General features: G+C 60.0%; 18 protein-coding genes. 12 read left to right on the forward strand and 6 right to left on the reverse strand.

Annotated elements, in window-relative coordinates; translation table 11 throughout:
- Nucleotides 1-91: 91 nt before the first annotated feature.
- On the forward strand, nucleotides 92-2536 hold the full coding sequence (locus tag QPL94_RS18695) for an EAL domain-containing protein (protein ID WP_285359443.1): 2445 nt from the start codon (nucleotides 92-94) through the stop codon (nucleotides 2534-2536).
- A gap of 10 nt (nucleotides 2537-2546) precedes the next feature.
- Here QPL94_RS18695 and argH read toward each other — a convergent pair whose 3' ends face one another.
- Entirely contained in the window at nucleotides 2547-3938 is a 1392-nt protein-coding gene (gene argH / locus QPL94_RS18700) for an argininosuccinate lyase (protein ID WP_285359444.1), read from the reverse strand.
- Nucleotides 3939-4081: 143 nt separating this feature from the next.
- On the opposite strand from argH, the gene QPL94_RS18705 reads away from it, so the two are divergent.
- From QPL94_RS18705 to QPL94_RS18730, 6 genes are all read left to right on the forward strand, one after another.
- Nucleotides 4082-5164, forward strand: a complete 1083-nt coding sequence (locus tag QPL94_RS18705) for a sensor histidine kinase (RefSeq protein ID WP_285359445.1) — start codon at nucleotides 4082-4084, stop codon at nucleotides 5162-5164.
- Between the two features lie 17 nt (nucleotides 5165-5181).
- A complete protein-coding gene (locus QPL94_RS18710) occupies nucleotides 5182-5937 on the forward strand; it encodes a LytR/AlgR family response regulator transcription factor (RefSeq protein WP_285359446.1) in 756 nt (251 codons plus the stop codon).
- Nucleotides 5938-6034: 97 nt separating this feature from the next.
- A complete protein-coding gene (gene hemC / locus QPL94_RS18715; protein WP_285359447.1) occupies nucleotides 6035-6976 on the forward strand; it encodes a hydroxymethylbilane synthase in 942 nt (313 codons plus the stop codon).
- Nucleotides 6957-7769 carry a uroporphyrinogen-III synthase gene (locus tag QPL94_RS18720; RefSeq protein ID WP_285359448.1) on the forward strand — a complete coding sequence of 271 codons (813 nt, stop codon included), beginning with the start codon at nucleotides 6957-6959 and terminating at the stop codon, nucleotides 7767-7769. The genes hemC and QPL94_RS18720 overlap by 20 nt, the downstream gene beginning before the upstream one ends.
- A 2-nt stretch (nucleotides 7770-7771) precedes the next feature.
- On the forward strand, nucleotides 7772-8914 hold the full coding sequence (locus QPL94_RS18725; protein ID WP_285359449.1) for a uroporphyrinogen-III C-methyltransferase: 1143 nt from the start codon (nucleotides 7772-7774) through the stop codon (nucleotides 8912-8914).
- A complete protein-coding gene (locus QPL94_RS18730; protein ID WP_285359450.1) occupies nucleotides 8911-10149 on the forward strand; it encodes a heme biosynthesis HemY N-terminal domain-containing protein in 1239 nt (412 codons plus the stop codon). Before QPL94_RS18725 ends, QPL94_RS18730 begins: the two co-directional genes overlap by 4 nt.
- 280 nt (nucleotides 10150-10429) lie before the next feature.
- Here QPL94_RS18730 and QPL94_RS18735 read toward each other — a convergent pair whose 3' ends face one another.
- The 3 genes from QPL94_RS18735 to rho form a co-directional block, all read right to left on the reverse strand.
- Nucleotides 10430-11434 (reverse strand): 2Fe-2S iron-sulfur cluster-binding protein, encoded by a 1005-nt coding sequence (locus QPL94_RS18735; RefSeq protein ID WP_285359577.1) that lies wholly within the window; start codon nucleotides 11432-11434, stop codon nucleotides 10430-10432.
- A 1-nt stretch (nucleotide 11435) separates the two neighbouring features.
- Complete coding sequence (gene ubiD / locus QPL94_RS18740; RefSeq protein ID WP_285359451.1) at nucleotides 11436-12923, reverse strand: 4-hydroxy-3-polyprenylbenzoate decarboxylase; 1488 nt, start codon at nucleotides 12921-12923, stop codon at nucleotides 11436-11438.
- Between the two features lie 285 nt (nucleotides 12924-13208).
- Entirely contained in the window at nucleotides 13209-14471 is a 1263-nt protein-coding gene (rho, locus tag QPL94_RS18745; protein WP_137437053.1) for a transcription termination factor Rho, read from the reverse strand.
- 350 nt (nucleotides 14472-14821) lie between these two features.
- Here rho and moaB point away from each other — a divergent pair, with 350 nt between their 5' ends.
- Genes moaB through QPL94_RS18765 form a run of 4 tightly spaced genes read left to right on the forward strand, consistent with a single transcriptional unit; the run spans nucleotide 14822 to nucleotide 17326 of the window.
- Nucleotides 14822-15394 carry a molybdenum cofactor biosynthesis protein B gene (moaB, locus tag QPL94_RS18750; protein WP_285359452.1) on the forward strand — a complete coding sequence of 191 codons (573 nt, stop codon included), beginning with the start codon at nucleotides 14822-14824 and terminating at the stop codon, nucleotides 15392-15394.
- Between the two features lie 3 nt (nucleotides 15395-15397).
- Entirely contained in the window at nucleotides 15398-16612 is a 1215-nt protein-coding gene (locus tag QPL94_RS18755) for a molybdopterin molybdotransferase MoeA (protein WP_285359453.1), read from the forward strand.
- 2 nt (nucleotides 16613-16614) lie between these two features.
- The gene (moaD, locus tag QPL94_RS18760; RefSeq protein WP_285359454.1) at nucleotides 16615-16878 is read left to right on the forward strand and encodes a molybdopterin converting factor subunit 1; all 264 of its coding nucleotides are present in this window, start codon (nucleotides 16615-16617) and stop codon (nucleotides 16876-16878) included.
- A 1-nt stretch (nucleotide 16879) separates the two neighbouring features.
- Nucleotides 16880-17326 (forward strand): molybdenum cofactor biosynthesis protein MoaE, encoded by a 447-nt coding sequence (locus QPL94_RS18765; protein WP_285359455.1) that lies wholly within the window; start codon nucleotides 16880-16882, stop codon nucleotides 17324-17326.
- A gap of 75 nt (nucleotides 17327-17401) precedes the next feature.
- Here QPL94_RS18765 and trxA read toward each other — a convergent pair whose 3' ends face one another.
- The gene (trxA, locus tag QPL94_RS18770; RefSeq protein WP_007153552.1) at nucleotides 17402-17728 is read right to left on the reverse strand and encodes a thioredoxin TrxA; all 327 of its coding nucleotides are present in this window, start codon (nucleotides 17726-17728) and stop codon (nucleotides 17402-17404) included.
- Between the two features lie 367 nt (nucleotides 17729-18095).
- Between trxA and ppx the strand changes: the two genes are divergently transcribed.
- Nucleotides 18096-19607: an exopolyphosphatase gene (gene ppx / locus QPL94_RS18775; RefSeq protein ID WP_285359456.1), complete on the forward strand. Its 1512-nt coding sequence runs from the start codon at nucleotides 18096-18098 to the stop codon at nucleotides 19605-19607.
- Here the strand turns inward: ppx and QPL94_RS18780 are convergent.
- Nucleotides 19604-21550 (reverse strand): ATP-binding cassette domain-containing protein, encoded by a 1947-nt coding sequence (locus QPL94_RS18780; protein ID WP_285359457.1) that lies wholly within the window; start codon nucleotides 21548-21550, stop codon nucleotides 19604-19606. The two genes, ppx and QPL94_RS18780, sit on opposite strands and share 4 nt — an antisense overlap.
- Nucleotides 21551-21592 lie beyond the last annotated feature (42 nt).

Here is a 21592-nt window from a genome sequence, read left to right on the forward strand (position 1 = left end):
CGTGGCAAAACCGGCAAAAAAATAAAAGCGGGACTACTTTATAACACTTCTTGTAACACCCCGCGGCAAGACTGGCTGAGGTTATTGTGTCGTGAAAGAATTCTTTATCCGTCGAGACCGCTCCGACGCGCCTCCGGGCATCGAGCGCCGAACCCTGATCCGCATTGACGATGAGGGCGTGATTGTCTTTGCCGACCATCATGCCGAGTCGGTGCTGGGTTACGACGCCAGCGAGCTGGAAGGGCACAAAGTACAATGCATTCTGGCTGCCCGCCAGGACGATCCGTTCGCCCCGGCTCACCGCCATCGTATCGAAAACGGCGAATCGATACTGATCACCTTCCGCCACAAGGAAGGTTTCTTCTTCACCGCCGGTCTCAGCCTGCGCATGGATATCCGTGATGCGGACCAGGCTGCCAGCGCCTGTATCAGCCAGCGTGACCACTCCCCCATTGACCACCGCCTGATACGGCTGATGGAAACCTCGGGTGATCTTGGCCTGTGGGAACTGAACGTCAACAGCAATGAAATGACCTGGACAGATGGCATGTACCAGTTACTGGAGTTACGGCCCGGCAGCGAGATCACGCCGGACCAGGCACTGTTCTATTGCCAGTCCAGTCAGGGCCGTATTCGCGCCCGCATCCGGCGATGCATCCGCAGCGGGCAGCCCTTCTCCCTGACCCTCGACCTGCTGACCGCCAGGCAGAACATACGCCAGGTCAAGCTGACCGGCCGCGCACTGAAAACCGGCGAACGGATTCAGCGCCTGGGGGGCACCCTCGTTGACCAGACCCCCGAACGACGCCAGCACCTGGCGCGCAAACAGGCGGAACAGTTGCTGGGTGCCACCATCGATGCCACCAGTGATCTGGTGGTGGCGGTGGACCGTGCGCTGAACCTGCTGCACTTTAATCAGGCCTTCAGTCGCCAGTTCGAACTGACTTTTGGCCAGATTCCGGAACGGGGCAACAACCTCAACAGCCTGTTACAGGACTACCCCAACGAACGGCGACTGATCGAACGGCTATGGGCCAGGGCCTTTGAGCGCGACAGTTTTGTCGTGGAAATGCCCATGGCCCAGCAACACCGGGAGCTGCCCCTTTACGAGATTCATTACCAGCGGCTGACCAGCGAGCAGGGCGAAGTCATCGGCGCGGTGCACGTGGCCCGAGATATCAGCGACCGGCTGCAGAGCTCCTCCAGCAGCGAGTACCGAATCCAGCACGACCCGGTGACGGGCCTGATGAATCGCAAAGCCTTTCTGGCCCGCCTGCAGCGTACTCTGGAGCAGAAATCAAGGCGCGAGGGTAGCAACAGCCTGCTGTACCTCGACCTGGATGGCTTTGATCACTTCAATGAGATTGCCGGCAGCGGCACCTGTGACCGCTATCTGCGCGAACTGGCCGGCAACCTGGGCGTCAAGGTGCGGCAGCGGGATGCACTGGCAAGACTGGCGGGCGACACCTTCGCACTGCTGATCGATAACTGCCCCGAGGCGCGTGCCCGCAAGATTGCCGACAGCATCCTTGAGCTGATTGGCGGCTTTGTCTTCCACTGGCAGGACAAACAGCTGCAGACCACGGCCAGTGGTGGCCTGCTGTTCATGGACGACGATTCGCCAGGCGACCCGGAACAATTACTGACCCAGGCCGCGGACCTGTGTCACACCGCAAAAACCTCCGGGCGCAACCGTATTCATGCCGCCCAGGTCATGTCACAGTCCATGGACGAAGGCGCCACCAATGTGGTCCTGGACAGGCTCCGGCAAGCGCTCGATAACGGGCACGTTCAGCTTGAGTTCCAGTCACTGCGACCAGTGGCCAGCGTTACCTGGGGTGATCATATTGAAATCCTCACCCGGATACCCGGCGAGACTCCCGAAAGCCCACCGCTGACCCCGGATGCCTTCCTGCCAGTGGCAGAGCGGTTCGATCTCGCCAAACGCCTCGACCGCCAGGTCATCCGCCAGACCCTGGCCTGGCTGGAGCAACACCGCCTGATGGAGCCACGTCTGAAGTACTGCGGTTTCAATCTGTCCCTTGCCAGTGTGCTCGACGACACCTTTGCGGACTTTATCGAAGCGGCGCTCAAAGACTCACCCTATGCCCCGGAGTGCTTTTGCCTGGAAATCCGCGAAGCCCACGCCACCCAGTACCCGGACGACGTCGCCGTGCTCTGCGACACCCTGCACCGCATTGGTTGCCGGGTGGCACTGGATGGCGCAGGCGCCTCGGTTGAGAGCTACAGCATGGCGGCGAAGCTGCCAGTGGATATCATCAAGCTGGACCACAAGATCATGCAGCACCTGAACGATGACCCGGTGCAACAGGTGATGGTGGAAGCACTGCACAAGATCGCGGCAGCCTCGGGCAAGATGACCGTGGCCACCTTTATCGAGAACGACGACACCTTGCGCAAGGTACGCACCCTGGGCATCCATTATGGCCAGGGCTTCCGCCTCTACCGGCCCCGCCCCCTGGAGGAGCTGACACCGGCAGAAGTCACCCTGACCACGGGGAAAATCGGCGGCTGAAATTCGCTGACTAGAGTGCCTTCCGCGCGCGGGCAACGGCGGCACGCACCTGGTTGGGCGCGGTACCGCCGAGGTGATCACGTGCCTGCACCGACCCTTCCAGGGTCAATACATCGAACACGTCCTCACCGATAACATCGGAGAAACGCTTCAGCTCGTCGGTGGTCATTTCTGACAGGTCACGACCCTCGGCCACACCAAAGGCCACTGCCTTGCCCACAATCTCGTGAGCATCGCGGAAGGCCACGCCCTTCTTGACAAGGTAGTCCGCCAGATCGGTGGCGGTTGAGAAACCCCGCTTGGCCGCCACGCGCATGTTGTCTGCCCGGGCTTCGATGGCTGGAATCATGTCGGCGTAGGCTTTGAGACAACCCTTCACGGTATCCACCGTGTCAAACAGCGGCTCCTTGTCCTCCTGGTTGTCCTTGTTGTAGGCCAGCGGCTGGCTCTTCATCAGGGTCAGCAGGCTGATCAGATGGCCGTTCACCCGGCCGGTCTTGCCGCGCACCAGCTCTGGCACGTCCGGATTCTTCTTCTGGGGCATGATCGAGGATCCGGTGCAGAAACGGTCCGGCAGATCGATGAAATCAAACTGTGCGGAGGTCCACAGCACCAGTTCTTCGCTGAATCTCGACAAGTGCGTCATCAGCAGGGCCGCGAAGCTGCAGAATTCGATGGCAAAGTCCCGGTCGCTGACGGAGTCCAGGGAGTTCTCGCTGGGCCGGTCAAAGCCCAACAGGTTTGCGGTAATGCTGCGGTCAATCGGGTAAGTGGTCCCGGCCAGTGCGGCGGCACCCAGGGGCATCACATTCACCCGCTTGCGGCAGTCCTGCAGGCGCTCGGCGTCCCTGACCAGCATTTCATACCAGGCCAGAAGATGGTGGCCGAAAGTAACCGGCTGGGCGGTCTGCAGGTGGGTGAACCCGGGCATGATCGTCTCCGCCTCACGCTCGGCCAGGTCCAGCAAACCGGCCTGCAGGCGCCGGAGCTCTTCGGCAATGACATCGATTTCATCGCGCAGGTACAGGCGGATGTCCGTGGCCACCTGGTCATTACGGCTGCGACCGGTATGCAGCTTCTTGCCGGTAATTCCGATGCGGTCCGTCAGCCGCGCTTCGATGTTCATGTGCACGTCTTCCAGGCTCACGGACCATTCGAACGTGCCTGCCTCGATGTCTGCCTTGACGGCTTTCAGACCTTCGATGATGGTGTCACGCTCTTCGAGGGTCAGCACGCCCACTTCCGCCAGCATGGTGGCGTGGGCAATGGAACCGGTAATATCGTGGTGATACAGGCGCTGGTCAAAGCCCACGGACGCGGTAAAACGTTCCACGAAGGCATCGGTGGGCTCGGTAAAACGACCGCCCCAGGGTTTCTCGGCGCTCTTGTTCTGATCCGTCATGGTCTATCTTTCCTGCTGACAGCCCGGCATCATTCTGCGGGAATGGGTAAATGGAGTGTCGCGGGATTATAGCATTCTGCAGCCGACAGTTGCCCTCTCGATTGCCCTCCCGATTCACGAACAGGGATTCAGGAACAGGTTCAATGGCAGCACGACAAAACAGGGAGACCCCGGCAAGGGAAGCTCCAGTCAGCGACTCCGATTTCTATGTGCCGGACCTGTGCCGGGTGCGGGCCGTTTTCATGCTGGTGGTGACCAGCGAACTGCTGGTGCTGGTGTTGTCCATCGTTCAGGCCCAGAGTCACTGGATTGACTGGAACTATTTCGGCCTGCTGTCGCTGTTCGTGCAATGGACCGTCCTCACCAGTGCCGCCCTGATCTGCCTGCTGCGGCGCTGGCTCTCAGGGCTGAACGTTCCCCGCGCCACCGCCGTGATTGTTGCCATCGTGTTGCTGGACGTGCTGGCTTTCAGCCTCTTCGCCGACAGCGTGCTGAATCCCCGGCCCGGTGTGGAAGCCTGGCAGGGCGTGGCCAAGAAACTGTTACTGGCGCTGCTGATCACGCTGATGGTACTGCGTTACTTCTACCTGCAGTTCCAGTGGCAGCAGCAGCGGGAATCGGAAATGCAGGCGCGGCTGACGGCCCTGCAGGCGAGGATTCACCCCCACTTCCTGTTCAACAGCATGAACACCATTGCCAGCCTGATATCGGTAAACCCGGAAAGGGCCGAGGACGCTGTACTCGATCTGTCCGAACTGTTCCGCGCCAGCCTCCGTAACGGTGACCGCCTGATCGCCCTGGCTGATGAGCTGGACCTGTGCCGGCGCTACCTGGCCATCGAAAAGCTACGCCTGGAAGACCGGCTGACACTGGACTGGCATATTGAGGACGGCCTGGACCAGCAGGCCATTCCACCCCTGACCCTGCAGCCTCTGGTGGAGAATGCCATCTATCACGGTATCCAGCCCCGGCCGAACGGGGGCACCGTGAAGGTTGAGGGCTACCGTAAGGGGCCATTTGTCTATCTGATGGTGCAAAACCCTCGCCCCGCCCCCGACCAGGGCGGCCACGACGGCAACCGCATGGCGCTGGCCAACATCCAGTCCCGCCTCCACGCCCTGTTCGGCGAGCCAGCGGTACTGAAACACAGCCACCAGAATGATATATATACCGTCACTGTCCGTCTGCCCTGGCAGAAGGCGAGTGGCAATGCCAACCCGGGATAAGGAGTGAACAGCCGCCTATGGCCGATGTAAACAGCCGCAGTGTACTGATTGCCGATGACGAGCCCCTGGCCCGGGAACGCATCCGCAGGCTGGTGGAAGCCATGCCAGGCTATGATGTGTGTGGCGAGGCCGGTGACGGTGAAGAGGTGCTGGCAAAAATCGCGCAGCAGGCACCCGATATCCTGCTACTGGACATCCGCATGCCGGGCATGGACGGTATGGAAGCCGCAGAGCGAATTGCGACACTGGAAGCACCACCGGCCATTATCTTCTGCACCGCGTATGACCATTACGCCATCCAGGCATTCGATGTGCATGCAGTGGCCTACCTGCTCAAGCCGGTTCGTCGCGAGGCCCTGGCAGAGGCATTGAAGCGTGCCGGCCGGGTCAACCGGGTGCAATTGCAGGCGCTGGCAGCAAAGGAGTCAGGTACGGATGAACAGATTGCGGTTCGCACCCACCGCGGCACCGAACTGGTCGATATCCGGGGAATCCTCTACTGCGAGGCCGACCAGAAATACGTCACCATCCACCATGTCCGTGGCGAGACGGTGACCGATTACACCCTGAAAGAACTGGAAAGCACTTATCCACAACACTTGCTGAGAATTCACCGCCACACCCTGGTTGGCGTGCGGTTTATCCAGGCCCTGCTGAGACGCGGTGACGGTCAGAATTTTATCGACCTGACAGACAATCACGGCCAACTGCCCGTAAGCCGGAGGCACACGGCCTCGGTCCGGCAGTGGTTAAACGAGCACCGCCCCGGGTAGCCCTTCCGTCAACGCAGGAGCGCGACATTCGGCTCCACAATTGGCCCCACAAAGGGTACCCTTGGCATACCATTTTTCAGATCCGGCAACGAGCAACATGTCAAAACGAACCCTTCGCATTGCAACCCGTAGCAGCGCCCTGGCGCTGTGGCAGGCGGAATTCATCAAATCCGAACTGGAACGGCTCAACGACAGCATCGAGGTTGAGCTGGTCAAGATCAAAACCCAGGGCGACAAAATCCTGGACGTACCGCTGGCCAAAATTGGCGGCAAGGGCCTGTTTGTCAAGGAACTGGAAGAGGCCATGCTGGCAGGTCAGGCGGATCTGGCCGTGCACTCCATGAAGGATGTACCCATGGAGTTCCCGGAAGGTCTCGGCCTGGTGGCTATCTGCGAACGAGAAGATCCCACCGACGCTTTCGTCAGCAATGACTTTGAAAACGTGGACGCGCTGCCCCACGGCGCTGTCGTGGGTACCGCCAGCCTGCGCCGTGAGGCCCAGCTTCGTGCCTATCGGCCGGACCTGGAAATCCGCACCCTGCGCGGCAACGTCAATACCCGTCTGGCGAAGCTGGATGCCGGCGACTACAACGCCATCATACTGGCCAGCTCCGGGCTCAAACGCCTGGGCTTCCAGGAGCGTATCCGCTATTGCCTGCCGGACAGCATCTCTCTGCCCGCCGTGGGCCAGGGCGCACTGGGTATTGAGTGCCGGCTGGACGATGCCGAGCTGATCAGCATGCTGGACCCCCTGGATCACCGGGACACCTCGGATCGCGTCAAGGCGGAGCGGGCATTGAACCGTCGCCTGCAGGGTGGCTGCCAGGTGCCTATCGCCGCCTACGCCCTGCTGGAAGACGATGACACCCTGTGGCTGCGAGGCCTGGTGGGCGCCGTTGATGGCACCAAGGTGTTCCGGGTGGAAGGCCGCGCCCCCCGAAGCGAAGGCGAACGCCTGGGCCGCGAGCTGGCAGAAGACCTGCTCGCCCTGGGCGCAGACAAGGTACTGGCTGACATCTATGGCCACACCCCGACCTGACTCCCCGCTGCTTGAAGGCCGGCGGATCCTTATCTGCCGGCCACAACCCGAGGCAGACCGCCTCGCCGCCAGCTTCCGTGATGCCGGCGCCGATGCGCGGGTATTGCCGCTGATTACCCGGAAACCTCTTCCGGAAGACCCCGCTACCCGCACGCTCATCCTCAACCTGGATGAATTCTCCCATGTGATTGCCGTCAGCCCTTATGCCGCCAGCCTGCTGCTGGAATGGCTGGATACCTGGTGGCCGCAAACCCCTGAAGGCATAAACTGGTACGGCGTCGGGGCAGGAACCGCAGCGGTGCTGGCCAGCCATGGCCTGAATACCCGACAGCCGCAAACCGGCCATACCAGTGAAGATTTGCTACAGTTGCCAGAGCTGGCCACGCTGGACCATGAGAAAGTTCTGGTGGTGCGGGGGCAGGAAGGCCGCGAATTGATCCCGCAAACTCTGGAACAACGGGGCGCGCGGGTCACTATGCTGCCACTTTATCACCGGTATTGTCCCGACTATGATGAAGCCACACTGAGAGCGATGCTGAATGACTTTTCCCCCGAGGCCATCGTCACACTGTCGGGAGAAACATTGAACAATCTCATCGCACTAAGTGAAAATACCGGCCATAATCTTGAAGATACTTTGCTGGTTGTCCCCGTCGAGCGGATTGCCGAACAAGCACGTCAGGCCGGCCTGCGGCGAACGTGCATACCAGGAAGCCTTGCCGATAGCACAATTGTGGCTGCAGTTGCCGAGCAACTTGCCAGCCTGGACGGTGGCTCCGGAAACACCAAGTAAGGATGCCCGTGACAGAATCAAAAGCACAACTGCCCGCCCCGATTGCAAAGCCCCAGCAAACCCGGCAACGGCTGTGGCCTCTCTGGATCATCACCCTGCTGGCGCTTGCCCTGGCGATAGCGCTGGCGCTGTGGAGCTGGCAGCAGTGGAATAATTACCAGGCACTGCAGCAATCCATTACCAGCCTGGAAAGCGACACCGAGCAACTGGACCGCATGTACGGCCAGACCGGTAGTGAACAGAGCCAGCGCCTGCAGGCGCTGGAAGAAAAACTGGCGGAACAGCGCGAACTCATCGCCACCCAGCAACGCCAGATCGACCATAATGCCCGCGAACTGCTGGAAGCCGGTAACCGCACCCGCACCGACTGGCTGCTGGCGGAAGCCGAATACCTGCTGCGGGTCGGCAACCAGCGCCTGATGATTGAAAAGGATATCCGTGGCGCACTGGCGGCGCTGGAATCGGCTGATGAGGTTCTTGCCGAGTCCGACGATATTGGTGTCTACCCGGTACGCCAGCAATTGGCAAAGGAAATTCTCGCCCTCAAAGGCCTGGCCGACGTCGACCGCACCGGGCTCTACCTGAAGCTGGAAGCGGCGATCGACAGCATTCACCAGCTCACCGACAGCGCCCTGGTCCACGATCGTGCCCCCGGGTTTATCAGCGACAGCAACAGCCAGGAAAGTGCCAGCGCCGAGCCAGGGCTGGTGGCCGAAGCGTGGCACGAAGTCAAGCAAACCCTGTCACAGGTGGTTGTGGTCCGCAGGATGGATGAGCCGGTCAAACCCCTGCTCTCCCCGGAACAGAGCGCCTACGCCCGGCTCAATATCCAGTTGATGCTGGAAGAGGCGGAACTGGCAGTGCTGCGCGGCCACCAGGAGCTGTATTCCCGCGCCCTAACCAAGGCCAGCAACGCCATCAACAACTGGTACGACAGCAGCAACAGCCGCATCATCGCCCTCTCCAAAACCCTGGAGGAGCTGTCGGACAGGAACGTTGACCCGGAACTGCCGGACATCAGTCGCTCCCTGGAACTGCTCAAGTCCCGCCTGGCAGGACGACTGGACAGCAACGAGAACGGTGAAAGCAACGAGGAAAACACGCAGGAAACCGGTAACAACGGCGAGCAGGGAGATGCCTCATGATCCGCATTCTGCTGATCATCCTGATAGCCCTGTTGCTCGGCACCGCCCTTGCCATGGGGCTGCAGTACGACCTCGGCTATATTCGCATCAGTCTGGGCAACTACCTGGTTGAAACCAACTTCTGGATCGGTCTGGCGTTGCTGGTAGTGCTGGTTGTGGGCTCGGTAATGACCATCAACCTGTTTCGCCGCCTGCGCCATGGCACCGGCATGGTTGCGGGCTGGCTGGCGCGCAGCAATGAACGCCGCGCACGTCGCCGCACCACCCAGGGCCTGCTGGCCCTGGCGGAAGGCAACTGGCCCCGTGCACGCAAGCTGCTCACCTCATCGGCGGAGCACGCCGATACGCCGCTCATCAATTATCTGGCCGCCGCCCAGGCCGCGTTTGAGTCCGGCGATCACGAAGCCGTTGACGAACTGCTGCGTAAAGCCTTTGAAAGCACCCCCGGGTCTGACATGGCCGTGGGCATCACCCAGGCCCAGCTGCAACTGGCGGGAAACCGCCTGGAGCAGGCCCTGGCGACATTGTTAAGGCTGCGCAAGCAGGCCCCCCATCATCCGTTCGTGCTCAAACTGCTGAAAAACACCTACGTTCGCCTGGAAGACTGGCGCGAACTCTCCCGCCTGCTGCCGGAAATCCGCAAGCGCAACCTGATGGACAGCGAAGAACTGGGCGACCTGGAGCGACTGGTCTGGCACAACCTGCTGCAACGTGCTGCTGAAGAATGCCGGCGCCAGTCAGGCGATCCTTCCGCCTCGCTGGAGCCGCTGACCCGGCTGTGGGATGAACTGCCTGGCTTCCTGCGCCGTGACGAACACACCATCCGCGAATATGCGCGCTTGCTGGCGCAACTGGGCGACGAAGCCCAGGCCGAAACTCTGTTGCGGAAAGTGTTGCGCAATCACTGGGGTGACGATCTGATCAATCTGTATGGACGGGTGAAGGGCCTGAAGCCGGACGAGCAGTTGTTGATTGCCGAACAATGGCTGAAAGACCGCCCTAATAATGCGGAACTGTTGCTGGCACTTGGTCGCCTGAGCCTGCGAAATGAACTCTGGGGCAAGGCCCGGGAATATTTTGAAACCAGCCTTCGTTTGCGCCGCAGTCGCGAAACCATGGCCGAACTGAGTCGCCTGAATGCCCATATGGGCGAAGGTGAGAACAGCGTGAAGCTGTTGATGCAGGGGTTGGTCAAGGACAGTGGGTTGCCGGATTTGCCGATGCCGAAGGCCTGAAGTCACCGAGAACCCACTTAGGTCGGATTAGCGAAGCGTAATCCGACAAATGGCGGCAATATTCGAATATGGTGTCGGATTACGCTTCGCTAATCCGACCTACGTGGGTTCGTTGCAAAACCCGATAATGGTCTTGTCAGATCGGGCACGGGGTGGGGTGCCTTTTCTGGCGGGAAAAGGTGTCTGAGCGAAGCGAGTTCTTTTCCCATAAGAAAAGGTACCCCACCTCGGGACCAGCCACCCTAACCCGCAGGCTTCCTGGCATCAGGCACGCACCCGGCTAATCCCTGGGCGCGTACTCCAACACATCAGAGAAAAACGCCTTCTGCGGCAACCCGGCTTCAATCAACGCATCCATCAATGTATAAACCATCGTCGGCGAGCCGCTGGCGTGGACTTCCACGTTGTTCCAGTCCATGCCTGAAGCCAATACCGTGCGCACCAGCTGATCATGGTGTCCGCCCCACTCGTTATCTTCGTCATCCCCGACCACCGGCAGGAAGGTAAACGGTGGCCAATCTTCCTGCCATCGCTGGGCGAGGGATCGAAGATACATGTCTTCGTGGCGGCGAACGCCCCAGTAGAACTTTACCGGCTTGTCGTAAGCCGTTTCCCGCAGGTAATCCACCAGGCTCTTCATCTGGGCGAAGCCGGTTCCGGCTGCGACCAGCAGCAGTGGCTTATCCGGAGCTGACGCAATGCAGGCGCGGCCATGTGGCATCTCAACGGTAACCTCGCCTCCGGAGGTAAGCGCATCAATCACTTTCTGCGCAGAGACCCATTCCGGGGTGGCCTGGATATGGAGCTCAACCAACTCTGCCGATGGGCTGCTGGCGATGGAGAAGTAGCAGGGGTCAGTGTCGGGCAGGTTTACCGAGAGGTACTGGCCGGCATGGAACGACAATTCCCGGCGACGGGGCAGTTGCAGTTCCACACGGTATACATCGTGGTTGATGGAACGGACGTCCACCACCTTTGCCTGGAACTTGCGGGGCTGGTTGTCTCCGGCTGCCATAACGGCGTCTATCTCCAGTTCTAGGTCACTGAGCGCGAGGGTACGGCACATCATCAGGCGCCCGGTGACCGGAATTGTATGTTGATTACGTGTGTTCAGGGCCTCGCCGCCGACCAGGCGGGCCTCACAGAGCTCACACACCCCGTTGCGACATGCAGCGGGAACTGCGATGCCTGCCCGGCCAGCGGCGGCAAGCAGCGTCTCGTCAGCCACTGCTGTATACGATAATTGCGCAGGCGAGAGGTGAATACGAAACGCTTCGCTGGCCATATCAATCGGGGCGGTCGGATGAAACTTCAATCCCCAGGCTGTCCCAGATGTCATCGACACGCTTTTTCACGTCATCGGACATGGTAATGGGCGTGCCCCACTCCCGGTCGGTTTCTCCCGGCCACTTGCTGGTGGCGTCCATCCCCATTTTCGACCCCAGCCCGGACACCGGCGAGGCGAAATCCAGGTAGTCAATGGGGGTATTCTCCACCAGCAACGTATCCCGGGCCGGGTCCATCCGGGTGGTCATGGCCCAGATCACGTCCTTCCAGTCCCGCGCGTTCACGTCATCGTCGGTAACAATCACGAACTTGGTGTACATAAACTGCCGCAGAAACGACCATACACCCATCATCACCCGCTTGGCATGGCCGGGGTACTGTTTCTTCATGGTCACTACTGCAAGACGGTAGGAGCAGCCCTCAGGCGGCAGATAGAAATCCACGATCTCGGGGAACTGCTTCTGCAGGATGGGGATAAACACCTCGTTCAGCGCCACCCCGAGAATCGCCGGCTCATCGGGCGGCCGACCCGTGTAGGTACTGTGGTAAATCGGGTCTTTGCGGTGAGTCATCCGCTCGACCGTGAATACCGGGAACTGATCCACTTCGTTGTAATAGCCGGTGTGGTCCCCGAACGGCCCTTCAGGCGCCATATCATCCGGGTAGATAAAACCTTCCAGCACAATCTCGGCACTGGCCGGCACCTGCAGATCGCTGAGGCCACACTGCACCAGTTCGGTACGACCGCCCCGCAGCAGGCCGGCAAAGGCATATTCGGAGAGGCTATCCGGCACCGGTGTTACGGCACCGAGAATCGTCGCCGGGTCTGCCCCCAGGGCCACGGCCACCGGATAGGGTTGGCCCGGATTGGCCTTCTGGAACTCCTGGAAATCAAGCGCGCCCCCGCGGTGGCTGAGCCAGCGCATGATCAGCCGGTTACGACCGATGACCTGCTGCCGGTAGATGCCCAGGTTCTGGCGCTCCTTGTTCGGCCCGCGGGTAATCACCAGCGGCCAGGTCACCAACGGTCCGGCGTCGCCCGGCCAGCAGTGCTGCACCGGTATCTGATACAGGTCCACCTGATCTTTTTCGATCACCACGTCCTGACAGGGCGCGGAGCGAAGCACCTTGGGACTCATCCGCATCACCTGCCGGAACAGCGGCAGCTTTTCGATGGCGTCTTTGAAGCCCTTGGGGGGATCGGGTTCTTTCAGAAAAGCCAGCAGCTTGCCGATCTCCCGCAGCGCAGTGACGTCATTCTGCCCCATACCCATGGCCACGCGCTTAGGCGTGCCAAACAGATTGGCGAGCACGGGCATGTCATAACCTTTGGGATTCTCGAACAACAACGCAGGACCACCTGCCCGCAGCGTGCGGTCGCAGATTTCGGTCATTTCCAGGTGGGGATCAACTTCCACTGAAATTCGTTTCAGCTCACCCAGCTTCTCAAGCTGGCCTATGAAGTCTCTCAGGTCGTTGTATTTCATCGGCTGCTCCGGTTGATTCCGGCATTGTACGCGAATTCTGTGGTTTTGGTTTGGCTCTGGTGTCGGGCTGGGTGCGGGAACAGGGCGAGAGATTATTAGGTGTGATCAGCGCGCGCAATGCCCTGGATCGGTAACGCCGGGGATCGTCTCCCCGGACCGTGCATTGCCATGGATGGCAATGCCGAGCCCCCATGGATGGGTTCACGGCGTGTCCGGGGAGACGATTCCCGGCGTTACCAGCCCCAGAAGCAAATGCGCAAAGAGGGCTGAAACCAAAAACCAAACTTACCGACGCTTCATCGAGTCAAAGAACTCAGCGTTGGTCTTGGTTTCCTTGAGCTTGTCCAGCAGGAACTCGATGGCCGCAGTGTCGTCGTCCATGGAGTGCAACAGCTTGCGCAAAATCCAGACGCGCTGGATATCCGCTTCACTCATCAACAGGTCTTCACGGCGGGTACCGGAACTGCGGATGTTGATCGCCGGATACGTGCGCTTCTCGGCAATCTTGCGATCCAGATGGATCTCCATGTTGCCAGTTCCCTTGAACTCCTCATAAATCACCTCGTCCATCTTGGACCCGGTGTTTACCAGCGCCGTCGCCAGGATGGTCAGGCTTCCGCCCTCTTCCACGTTCCGGGCAGCACCGAAGAAACGCTTGGGTTTTTCCAGGGCGTGGGCGTCGACACCACCGGTCAGTACCTTGCCGGAGGACGGAATCACCGTGTTGTAGGCGCGAGCCAAACGGGTGATGGAGTCCAGCAGGATAACCACATCTTTCTTGTGCTCGACCAGGCGCTTGGCCTTCTCGATCACCATCTCGGCAACCTGAACGTGACGGGCCGGGGGCTCATCGAAGGTGGAGGCGATGACTTCGCCGCGCACGGTGCGCTGCATCTCGGTCACTTCCTCCGGCCGCTCGTCAATCAGCAGCACCATCACATGGCACTCGGGACTGTTGCGGGTGATGGACTGGGCAATGCTCTGCATCAGCAACGTTTTACCGGCCTTGGGCGGCGAAACGATCAGGCCACGCTGACCCTTGCCGATGGGCGCCACCAGATCCAGCACGCGGGAGGAGAGATCCTCCGTGCTGCCATTACCGGCTTCGAGCATCAGGCGTTCGTCGGGGAACAGCGGTGTCAGGTTCTCGAACAGGATCTTGTTACGGGCGTTGTCCGGCTTGTCGAAGTTAATCTCGCTGACCTTCAACAGGGCAAAGTAGCGCTCGCCGTCTTTCGGCGGGCGGATCTTGCCGGCAACGGTATCGCCTGTCCGCAGGTTGAAGCGGCGGATCTGGCTGGGTGAAACGTAGATATCGTCCGGGCCGGCAAGATAGGAAGCGTCGGCGGATCGCAGAAAGCCGAAACCGTCCTGCAGTATTTCCAGTACGCCATCGCCGTAAATGTCTTCGCCGCTTTTTGCGTGCTTCTTCAGGATTGTGAAGATGACATCCTGCTTGCGCGAACGAGCCAGGTTATCGAGGCCCATCTCTTGCGCAATATCGAGCAATTCGGGCATGGAATTCTGCTTGAGTTCAGTAAGATTCATAGGTTATTAGATTGTCAGGAATGGAAGTAAACGAACATTGGAATGACAGGGGCGCCCGTGAACAGATTGGTCAGGTATACGTTGGTCTAGGTGCTGGCCAGATGGAGCAACCGGTGTAGATGGAGTCCGGAGTAGTACTGAAGCCAGAGACAGGAAGAACAACCGTTCGCCGGGCAAGAAGGATCATCAGCCACCTTGCGTATCAATGTCAAGTGATGTTGCACACTTTTGAACCGATTTCCGGTTTTCCGGGCACCGGCACCCCTCCCCCTGAAGAGTTACTCCCCTTCCATTCATTACCCCCGATGAGGATACTGTCAGAATGACTTCACATTTTTCGGAGAAACTCCATGAGCAGTGATACCACCAGCGACCTGAAACCTCTGAACATCGCCTTGCTGACCGTGTCTGACAGCCGTGGCATCGCAGAAGACTCTTCGGGGCAGTTCCTGGAAAACAGCATCATTGAAGCAGGCCACAGGCTGGTTGCCCGACGCATCCTGCCAGACGATGTGTACCTGGTGCGGGCACTGATGTCAGGGTGGATTGCAGACCCGGAAATCAATGTGGCGATCATCACCGGCGGCACCGGATTCCACGAGCGCGACAGCACTCCCGAAGCCGTCACGCCATTGCTGGACAAGGCCATTGAAGGGTTTGGCGAGGAATTCCGCCGCCTGTCCGCCAGCGAGATCGGCACGTCCACCATTCAGTCCCGCGCTTTTGGCGGACTGGCTAATCACACCGTGATTTTCTGCCTGCCCGGCTCTACCGGCGCCTGCCGTACCGGCTGGAACGGCATTCTGAACACCCAACTGGACAGCCGCCATGGCCCCTGTAATTTCTCGGCCCTCGCCCTCGGTAAGCCGGACAAGCCTTTCGACCGCATCAACCAGGTCATTGGCGAGCGCTCGGAGCGATAATCCATGGCAAGTTCTGACCTGATTCCCGTTGACGATGCCATTGACCATCTCCTCGCCCGCGCCCGCCCGGTCGCACAGACGCAAACCGTGGATCTGGCAGACAGCCTGGACCGGGTTCTGGCCCGGGATTACACGGTTCCGGCGGATGTACCGCCTGCTGACAATAGCGCGGTGGATGGTTACGCCGTACGAGCCGGGGACCTTTCCAGCGAAGCCGTGTTGCAGGTTTCCGGGCGAGTAGCCGCCGGCCAGGCACCCGGATCGCTTCAGCCCGGCACCGCGGTGCGGATTTTTACCGGCTCGGAGATCCCTGAAGGCGCAGACTCGGTGGTCATGCAGGAGCGGGTCACCGTGACCGATGGTGGCATCACCATCAACGCAACGGTAAGCGAAGGCCAGAATATCCGCCGCCAGGGGCAGGACCTGGCCCGGGGTGAGCTGGCACTGGCCAAAGGCACCAGGATCCGGGCCCAGGAGATGGGCCTGCTGGGATCCATGGGCGTGGCCGAAGTTACCGTGTACGCGAAACTGAAAGTCGCCATCCTTAACACCGGTGATGAGCTGGTAGCCCCCGGGCAACCTCTGGCGCCCGGTCAGATCTATAATTCCAACCAGTTTACCCTGCTGGGGCTGCTGGCGAAGGCTGGCTGCGATGTATCGCTGTGTGAAACCCTGGCAGACACCCGGGAGGCGACCGGCAGCACGCTCAAAAGGGCGGCCGCAGAGTCTGACCTGATCATCACCACCGGCGGCGTTTCGGTGGGCGAAGAAGATCATGTACGGGCAGTGCTGGAGGAGTCCGGCGATCTGTCCCTGTGGCGCATGGCCAGCAAACCCGGCAAGCCGCTGGCGTTCGGCGCGATGGACGGTACCCCGGTTCTGGGCCTGCCCGGCAATCCTGCGGCGGTGCTGGTCACCTTTATGGTGGTGGGCATGCCGTTTATTCGCGCCTGTCAGGGCCGGGAAGGCGTTACCATTCATGGCGAACGGATGCCGGCCGGGTTTTCGATCGAGAAGCCTTCAATTCGCCGGGAGTATGTCCGCGCCCGCAAAAGCCTCGGCGATGACGGCCCGGTGATAATGGCCTACCCTAATCAGAGCTCTGGTGTGCTGAGTTCGGCGTGCTGGGCTGACGGGCTGGCTGTGGTGCCGGAGAACCAGACCATCGGCCAGGGAGATATTATTAGCTACTACTCGTTTGCGGAGCTGCTGGAATAACCATGACTGCGGACAATACCATTACTGTGAAGTTTTTTGCCCGCCTACGGGAAGAGCTGGATACCGCGTCGCTTACGGTAGAGGCGGAATCCGGGCTGACAGCAGGCAGATTGCTGCACAGCCTTGCCGCAAGGGGTGGGAACTGGACTCAGCTGGATGGCGCGCAACCGGTGATGATTGCGGTCAATCAGGTGATGACGAAGCCGGACAAGGTGTTGCAGCCTGGCGATGAGGTGGCGTTTTTCCCGCCGGTAACAGGAGGCTGATGTGATTCGGGTCCAGCAACAGGATTTTGATCCTGCGGAAGAATATCGTGCACTCCGGGACAGCGGTTCCGGGACCGGAGCCATTGCGACGTTTACCGGGCTGGTTCGCGACAGTGGCGACCTGAAGGGCGTGACGGGGCTGTTTCTGGAGCATTATCCGGGGATGACAGAGCAGGTTATCGAGGGACTGGTTCGTGAGGCTTCGGAGCGCTGGGATGTGCGTGAGGCCCGGGTTATTCACCGGGTGGGATATCTGGCGCTGGGTGAGCAGATTGTGTTTGTGGGGGTGTGCAGTGCCCACCGTGGGGATGCGTTTGCGGCCTGTGAGTTTATTATGGACGCTCTGAAGACGTCGGCGCCGTTCTGGAAGAAGGAAATTACCGGCGATAGCGAGCACTGGGTTGAGCAGAAGACTGCTGACCTGGACCGTACTCAGAGTTGGGAATAGTCTTCGGGCTGGTTTATAGCAAAAAAACCCGCCCGTGAGCGTTTGCTCAGGGGCGGTTTTGGCCGTTGGCAGCTATCAGAGATTGCTGTCCAGGAACGCGGCCAGTTGTGACTTGGACAGGGCGCCCACTTTGGTGGCGTCCACGTTGCCGTTCTTGAACAGCATCAGTGTGGGAATACCGCGGATGTTGAACTTGGGCGGTGTCTGCTCGTTTTCGTCGATGTTCAGTTTGCAGACTTTCAGCTTGCCTTCGTACTCTTCGGCCATTTCTTCCAGCACCGGTGCAATCATCTTGCACGGGCCGCACCATTCTGCCCAGTAATCGACCAGTACAGGTACGTCTGACTGCAGTACGTCCTGCTCAAAGGAGGCGTCTGTTACGTTTACAATATTTCCGCTCATTGCAGTTTCCTGATTCGTGCATCTTTCAACGGCACTAGCCGCCTGCGAGATGCTATTGACTGTGGCTGGCGGTCCTGCCACTGGCTATTGATAACCGCTCACCGTGATCATGGTATGCAATACTTTACGCGATTGGTCCCGCTTATGTGAAGCGCTTCCTTCTGTCCGGGTACTTCGGATTACACTGACCACCAGTGCACCATTGCGTTACACGGTATATCGCTTATAGTAATCACCAGATCCGGCGGTTTCCGCCTGCTATCGCATTTGCACTGGTCATTACACAACCGTTTTCGGGCTTTCCCGCGTACGGCTTATCAAGTTCCCTTCCCTCTATTCAGGGCCTGGCAGAAGGAATTCAATACACGTGACGGCCAACTCCTCCGCCACCCCGCCAGAACTGCTCGCAGCAATTGATATGGGCTCCAACAGTTTCCACATGGTGGTTGCCCGTCTTGTTCACGGTGAAATCCGCACCCTTGAGAAGATGGGCGAGAAGGTTCAGCTTGGAGCCGGCCTGGACAGGTACAACCGCCTTACCGAAGACGCCCAGCAACGGGCCCTGGCCTGCCTTAGCAGGTTTGCTCAACGGCTGCAGGGCATGCCTCCGGAAGCGGTTCAGGTAGTGGGCACCAATGCCCTGCGGGTTGCCCGTAATACCCAGGAGTTCATGGCCCGGGCGGAGGAGGTACTGGGCTATCCGGTGGAGATCATCGCTGGCCGCGAAGAGGCTCGTCTGATCTATCTGGGGGTGTCCCACACCCTGTCGGATGACAGTGGCCGACGCCTGGTGATTGATATTGGTGGCGGCAGCACCGAGTTCATCATCGGTGAGCGCTTCGAGCCCCAGGATCTGGAAAGCCTGCACATGGGCTGCGTGTCGTTCCGCAACCGGTATTTCCCCGATGGCAAGGTGACCCGCAAGCAGATGGACAAAGCTGTCACCCACGCAGAACAGGAGTTGCTGAATATCCGCCAGCACTTCCGCAACAAGGGATGGCAGAGTGCCGTAGGGTCATCCGGTTCGATCAAGGCCATTGCCAGCGTGCTGGCCAGCCTGAAGATAACCGATGGCACCATCACCCTCGAAGCCATGACCGAGCTCAGAAAACGTCTGGTGGACATGGGCAAGGTGGAGAAGCTTGGCGACCTGGGTGTGCGCACTGACCGCCAGAGCATTTTTCCGGCGGGGTTCGCGATTCTGATGGGGGCCTTCCAGTCGCTGCAGATCAAGGAACTGACTTTCGCCGACGGCGCCCTGCGCGAGGGTCTGCTCTACGATATTGCCGGCAGGATTCAGCATGAAGACGTGCGGGTGCGGACCATACAGGCCCTGCAGGAGCGTTACCACGTGGATCAGGAGCACGGCGGCGCCGTCGAGGACACCGCTATCGCGGCCTGGCGGCAGGTAGCAGATACCTGGGGGCTGAATTCCCCGACAGACGAGGAGGTATTGCGCTGGGCCTGCCGACTGCATGAAATCGGCCTGACCATATCGCACAGCCAGTACCACAAGCATGGCGCCTATCTGCTGCGCTACTCGGATCTTCCCGGTTTCAGCCAGCAATTCCAGCGTGACCTGGCAACCCTGGTTCGTGGCCACCGGCGCAAGTTCTCTTCCGCCATTTTTGAGGGCCTGGACCCTGAGGACATTCCCCGCTTGCGTTACCTGTGTGTATTGGTTCGGCTGGCCGTACTGCTCCAACATCCGCGCAATCACGAGCAGCCACCGGAACTGCGCCTGTATCCTTCCAACAACGGTCTCGCGGTGGAATTCCCGTCCGGCTGGCTGGATGACCGCCCTCTTACCCTCGCCGACCTCGAGAATGAACGGGACTACCTCGCCAAACAGGATTTCAGCCTGAAGGTGAATTTCTAGGGCGTCAGCTCTGCCTCCAGGTTTTCCACCGTCTCGCTGATATCAAGCCACTCTGCCTCTACCTGGGCAAGACGGCTCTTGGCGGCGGCCTGCTGACCCAGCAATTCTTTCAGCTTCTGTTTGCCCTGGTCGGCATAGAGATCAGGCTCCGAAAGGTCTCGTTCCAGTGTCGTCAGTGTCGACTGCAGCTTGTCCATTTCCTTCTCCAGCGCAGTCTGCTGCTTGCGATAGGGGCTGAGCTTCTGGCGAATAGCCGCTTCTGCCCGTTTGCGGGCCTTGCGGTCGTCCGCATTCTCACCGGGACCGTCTGCGGCTGTCGCCGAACCAGCAGTAACACTTCCGCTCTCGCGCCTGGGCGCTTCTGCTTCATCTTTACGCCGGTCTGCCAGCCAGCGCTCGTAATCTTCCAGGTCGCCATCGTAATCCGTCACCCGGCCATCGTTCACCAGCCAGAAATCATCCACCGTGTTACGTAACAGGTGACGATCGTGGGAGACCACGACAATCGCTCCGTCGAAGTTCTGCAGGGCCATGGTCAGGGCCTGGCGCATTTCCAGGTCCAGGTGGTTGGTGGGCTCGTCCAGCAACAGCAGGTTGGGTTTTTGCCAGGCAATGACGGCCAGGGCTACCCGCGCCTTTTCCCCACCGGAAAACGAGCGGATGGCACTCAGGGCGCCGTCTCCGTGGAAGTCGAAGCCGCCCAGAAAATTGCGGATGCTTTGTTCCGAGGCTCTGGGAGACAGCCGTTGCAGGTGCAGAAAGGGGCTGGCATCCAGGTCAAGGGACTCCAACTGATGCTGGGCAAAATAGCCGATGGCCAGATGCTCCCCGGTGGTCCGCTCGCCCCGTAGCAACGTGCTCTCACCGCGAAGGGCATCCATCAGCGTGGACTTGCCAGCGCCGTTGGGGCCCAGCAGACCAATTCGGCTGCCGGGCATCAGGGAGAGATTGATCCCCTCCAGAATGGCCGTATCGCCGTAACCGGCGGCACCGTTGCGGATAGACAGCAGCGGATTCGAGACCTTGTCCGCCATCGGGAACTCGAAACTGAATGGCGAATCCACGTGGGCGGGAGCAATCCTCTCCATACGCTCCAGCGCTTTGACACGGCTCTGGGCCTGGCGTGCTTTGGTGGCCTGGGCTCTGAATCGGTCAATGAAGCGCTGAATCTCGGCTATCTTCGCTTGCTGGCGTTCATAACCGGCCTGCTGTTGGGCAACACGTTCGCTGCGCTGGGTTTCAAAGGCTGAGTAATTACCCGTATATAACTCCAGCTGCCGTTGATCAAAGTGCACAAGGTGTGTCGCCACTCGATCCATAAAGTCCCGATCGTGTGAGATGAACAGCAGCGTGCCCTCGTAACGCCGCAGCCAGTTTTCCAGCCACAGGCATGCATCCAGATCCAGGTGGTTGGTGGGCTCATCCAGTAGCAACAGATCCGACGGGCGCATCAGTGCCTGAGCCAGGTTCAGACGTATCCGCCAGCCACCGGAAAACGACGATACCGGCCGGTCGGCGTCGGCATCGGAAAACCCGAGCCCCCGCAGCAGGGATTCCGCCCGGCGCGGCGCGGACCAGGCCTCGTGAACGTCCAGCTCGCCATGAATACGTGCAATGGTGTGATCATCCCCGCGCTCTTCCGCGGCAGCCAGTTCTGCCTCCATCCGCCGCAGGTCGTGGTCGCCATCCAGCACGAAATCCCGGGCACTCCGGGACGAGGCAGCCACTTCCTGGGCCATGTGGGCAATCCGGCAACCACCGGGTAATGACACACTCCCCTGCTCCGGTGACAGCTGCCCCAGCAATAACTGGAACAAACTGGATTTACCGGCACCATTGGCACCGACTATCGCCACCCGTTGGCCAGGCTGAACGGTCAGGTTGACGGCTTCTAGCAACCAGACGCCACCCCGTTGTAAACTGAGATCGGTTATCGTTAGCATAACGTAATGGTATCAGGGAACGTTTAATAAGGAACCGGCAGG

The organism is Marinobacter sp. SS13-12, assembly GCF_030227115.1.
Classification (GTDB): Bacteria; Pseudomonadota; Gammaproteobacteria; order Pseudomonadales; family Oleiphilaceae; genus Marinobacter.

Excerpts from the sequence above, each read along its gene's own strand:
- argH (WP_285359444.1), bottom strand. The coding sequence starts at position 3,938 with ATGACGGATCAGAACAAGAGCGCCGAGAAACCCTGGGGCGGTCGTTTT.
- QPL94_RS18705 (WP_285359445.1), top strand. The coding sequence starts at position 4,082 with ATGGCAGCACGACAAAACAGGGAGACCCCGGCAAGGGAAGCTCCAGTC.
- QPL94_RS18710 (WP_285359446.1), top strand. The coding sequence starts at position 5,182 with ATGGCCGATGTAAACAGCCGCAGTGTACTGATTGCCGATGACGAGCCC.
- hemC (WP_285359447.1), top strand. The coding sequence starts at position 6,035 with ATGTCAAAACGAACCCTTCGCATTGCAACCCGTAGCAGCGCCCTGGCG.
- QPL94_RS18720 (WP_285359448.1), top strand. The coding sequence starts at position 6,957 with ATGGCCACACCCCGACCTGACTCCCCGCTGCTTGAAGGCCGGCGGATC.
- QPL94_RS18725 (WP_285359449.1), top strand. The coding sequence starts at position 7,772 with ATGCCCGTGACAGAATCAAAAGCACAACTGCCCGCCCCGATTGCAAAG.
- QPL94_RS18730 (WP_285359450.1), top strand. The coding sequence starts at position 8,911 with ATGATCCGCATTCTGCTGATCATCCTGATAGCCCTGTTGCTCGGCACC.
- QPL94_RS18735 (WP_285359577.1), bottom strand. The coding sequence starts at position 11,434 with ATGGCCAGCGAAGCGTTTCGTATTCACCTCTCGCCTGCGCAATTATCG.
- ubiD (WP_285359451.1), bottom strand. The coding sequence starts at position 12,923 with ATGAAATACAACGACCTGAGAGACTTCATAGGCCAGCTTGAGAAGCTG.
- rho (WP_137437053.1), bottom strand. The coding sequence starts at position 14,471 with ATGAATCTTACTGAACTCAAGCAGAATTCCATGCCCGAATTGCTCGAT.
- moaB (WP_285359452.1), top strand. The coding sequence starts at position 14,822 with ATGAGCAGTGATACCACCAGCGACCTGAAACCTCTGAACATCGCCTTG.
- QPL94_RS18755 (WP_285359453.1), top strand. The coding sequence starts at position 15,398 with ATGGCAAGTTCTGACCTGATTCCCGTTGACGATGCCATTGACCATCTC.
- moaD (WP_285359454.1), top strand. The coding sequence starts at position 16,615 with ATGACTGCGGACAATACCATTACTGTGAAGTTTTTTGCCCGCCTACGG.
- trxA (WP_007153552.1), bottom strand. The coding sequence starts at position 17,728 with ATGAGCGGAAATATTGTAAACGTAACAGACGCCTCCTTTGAGCAGGAC.
- QPL94_RS18780 (WP_285359457.1), bottom strand. The coding sequence starts at position 21,550 with ATGCTAACGATAACCGATCTCAGTTTACAACGGGGTGGCGTCTGGTTG.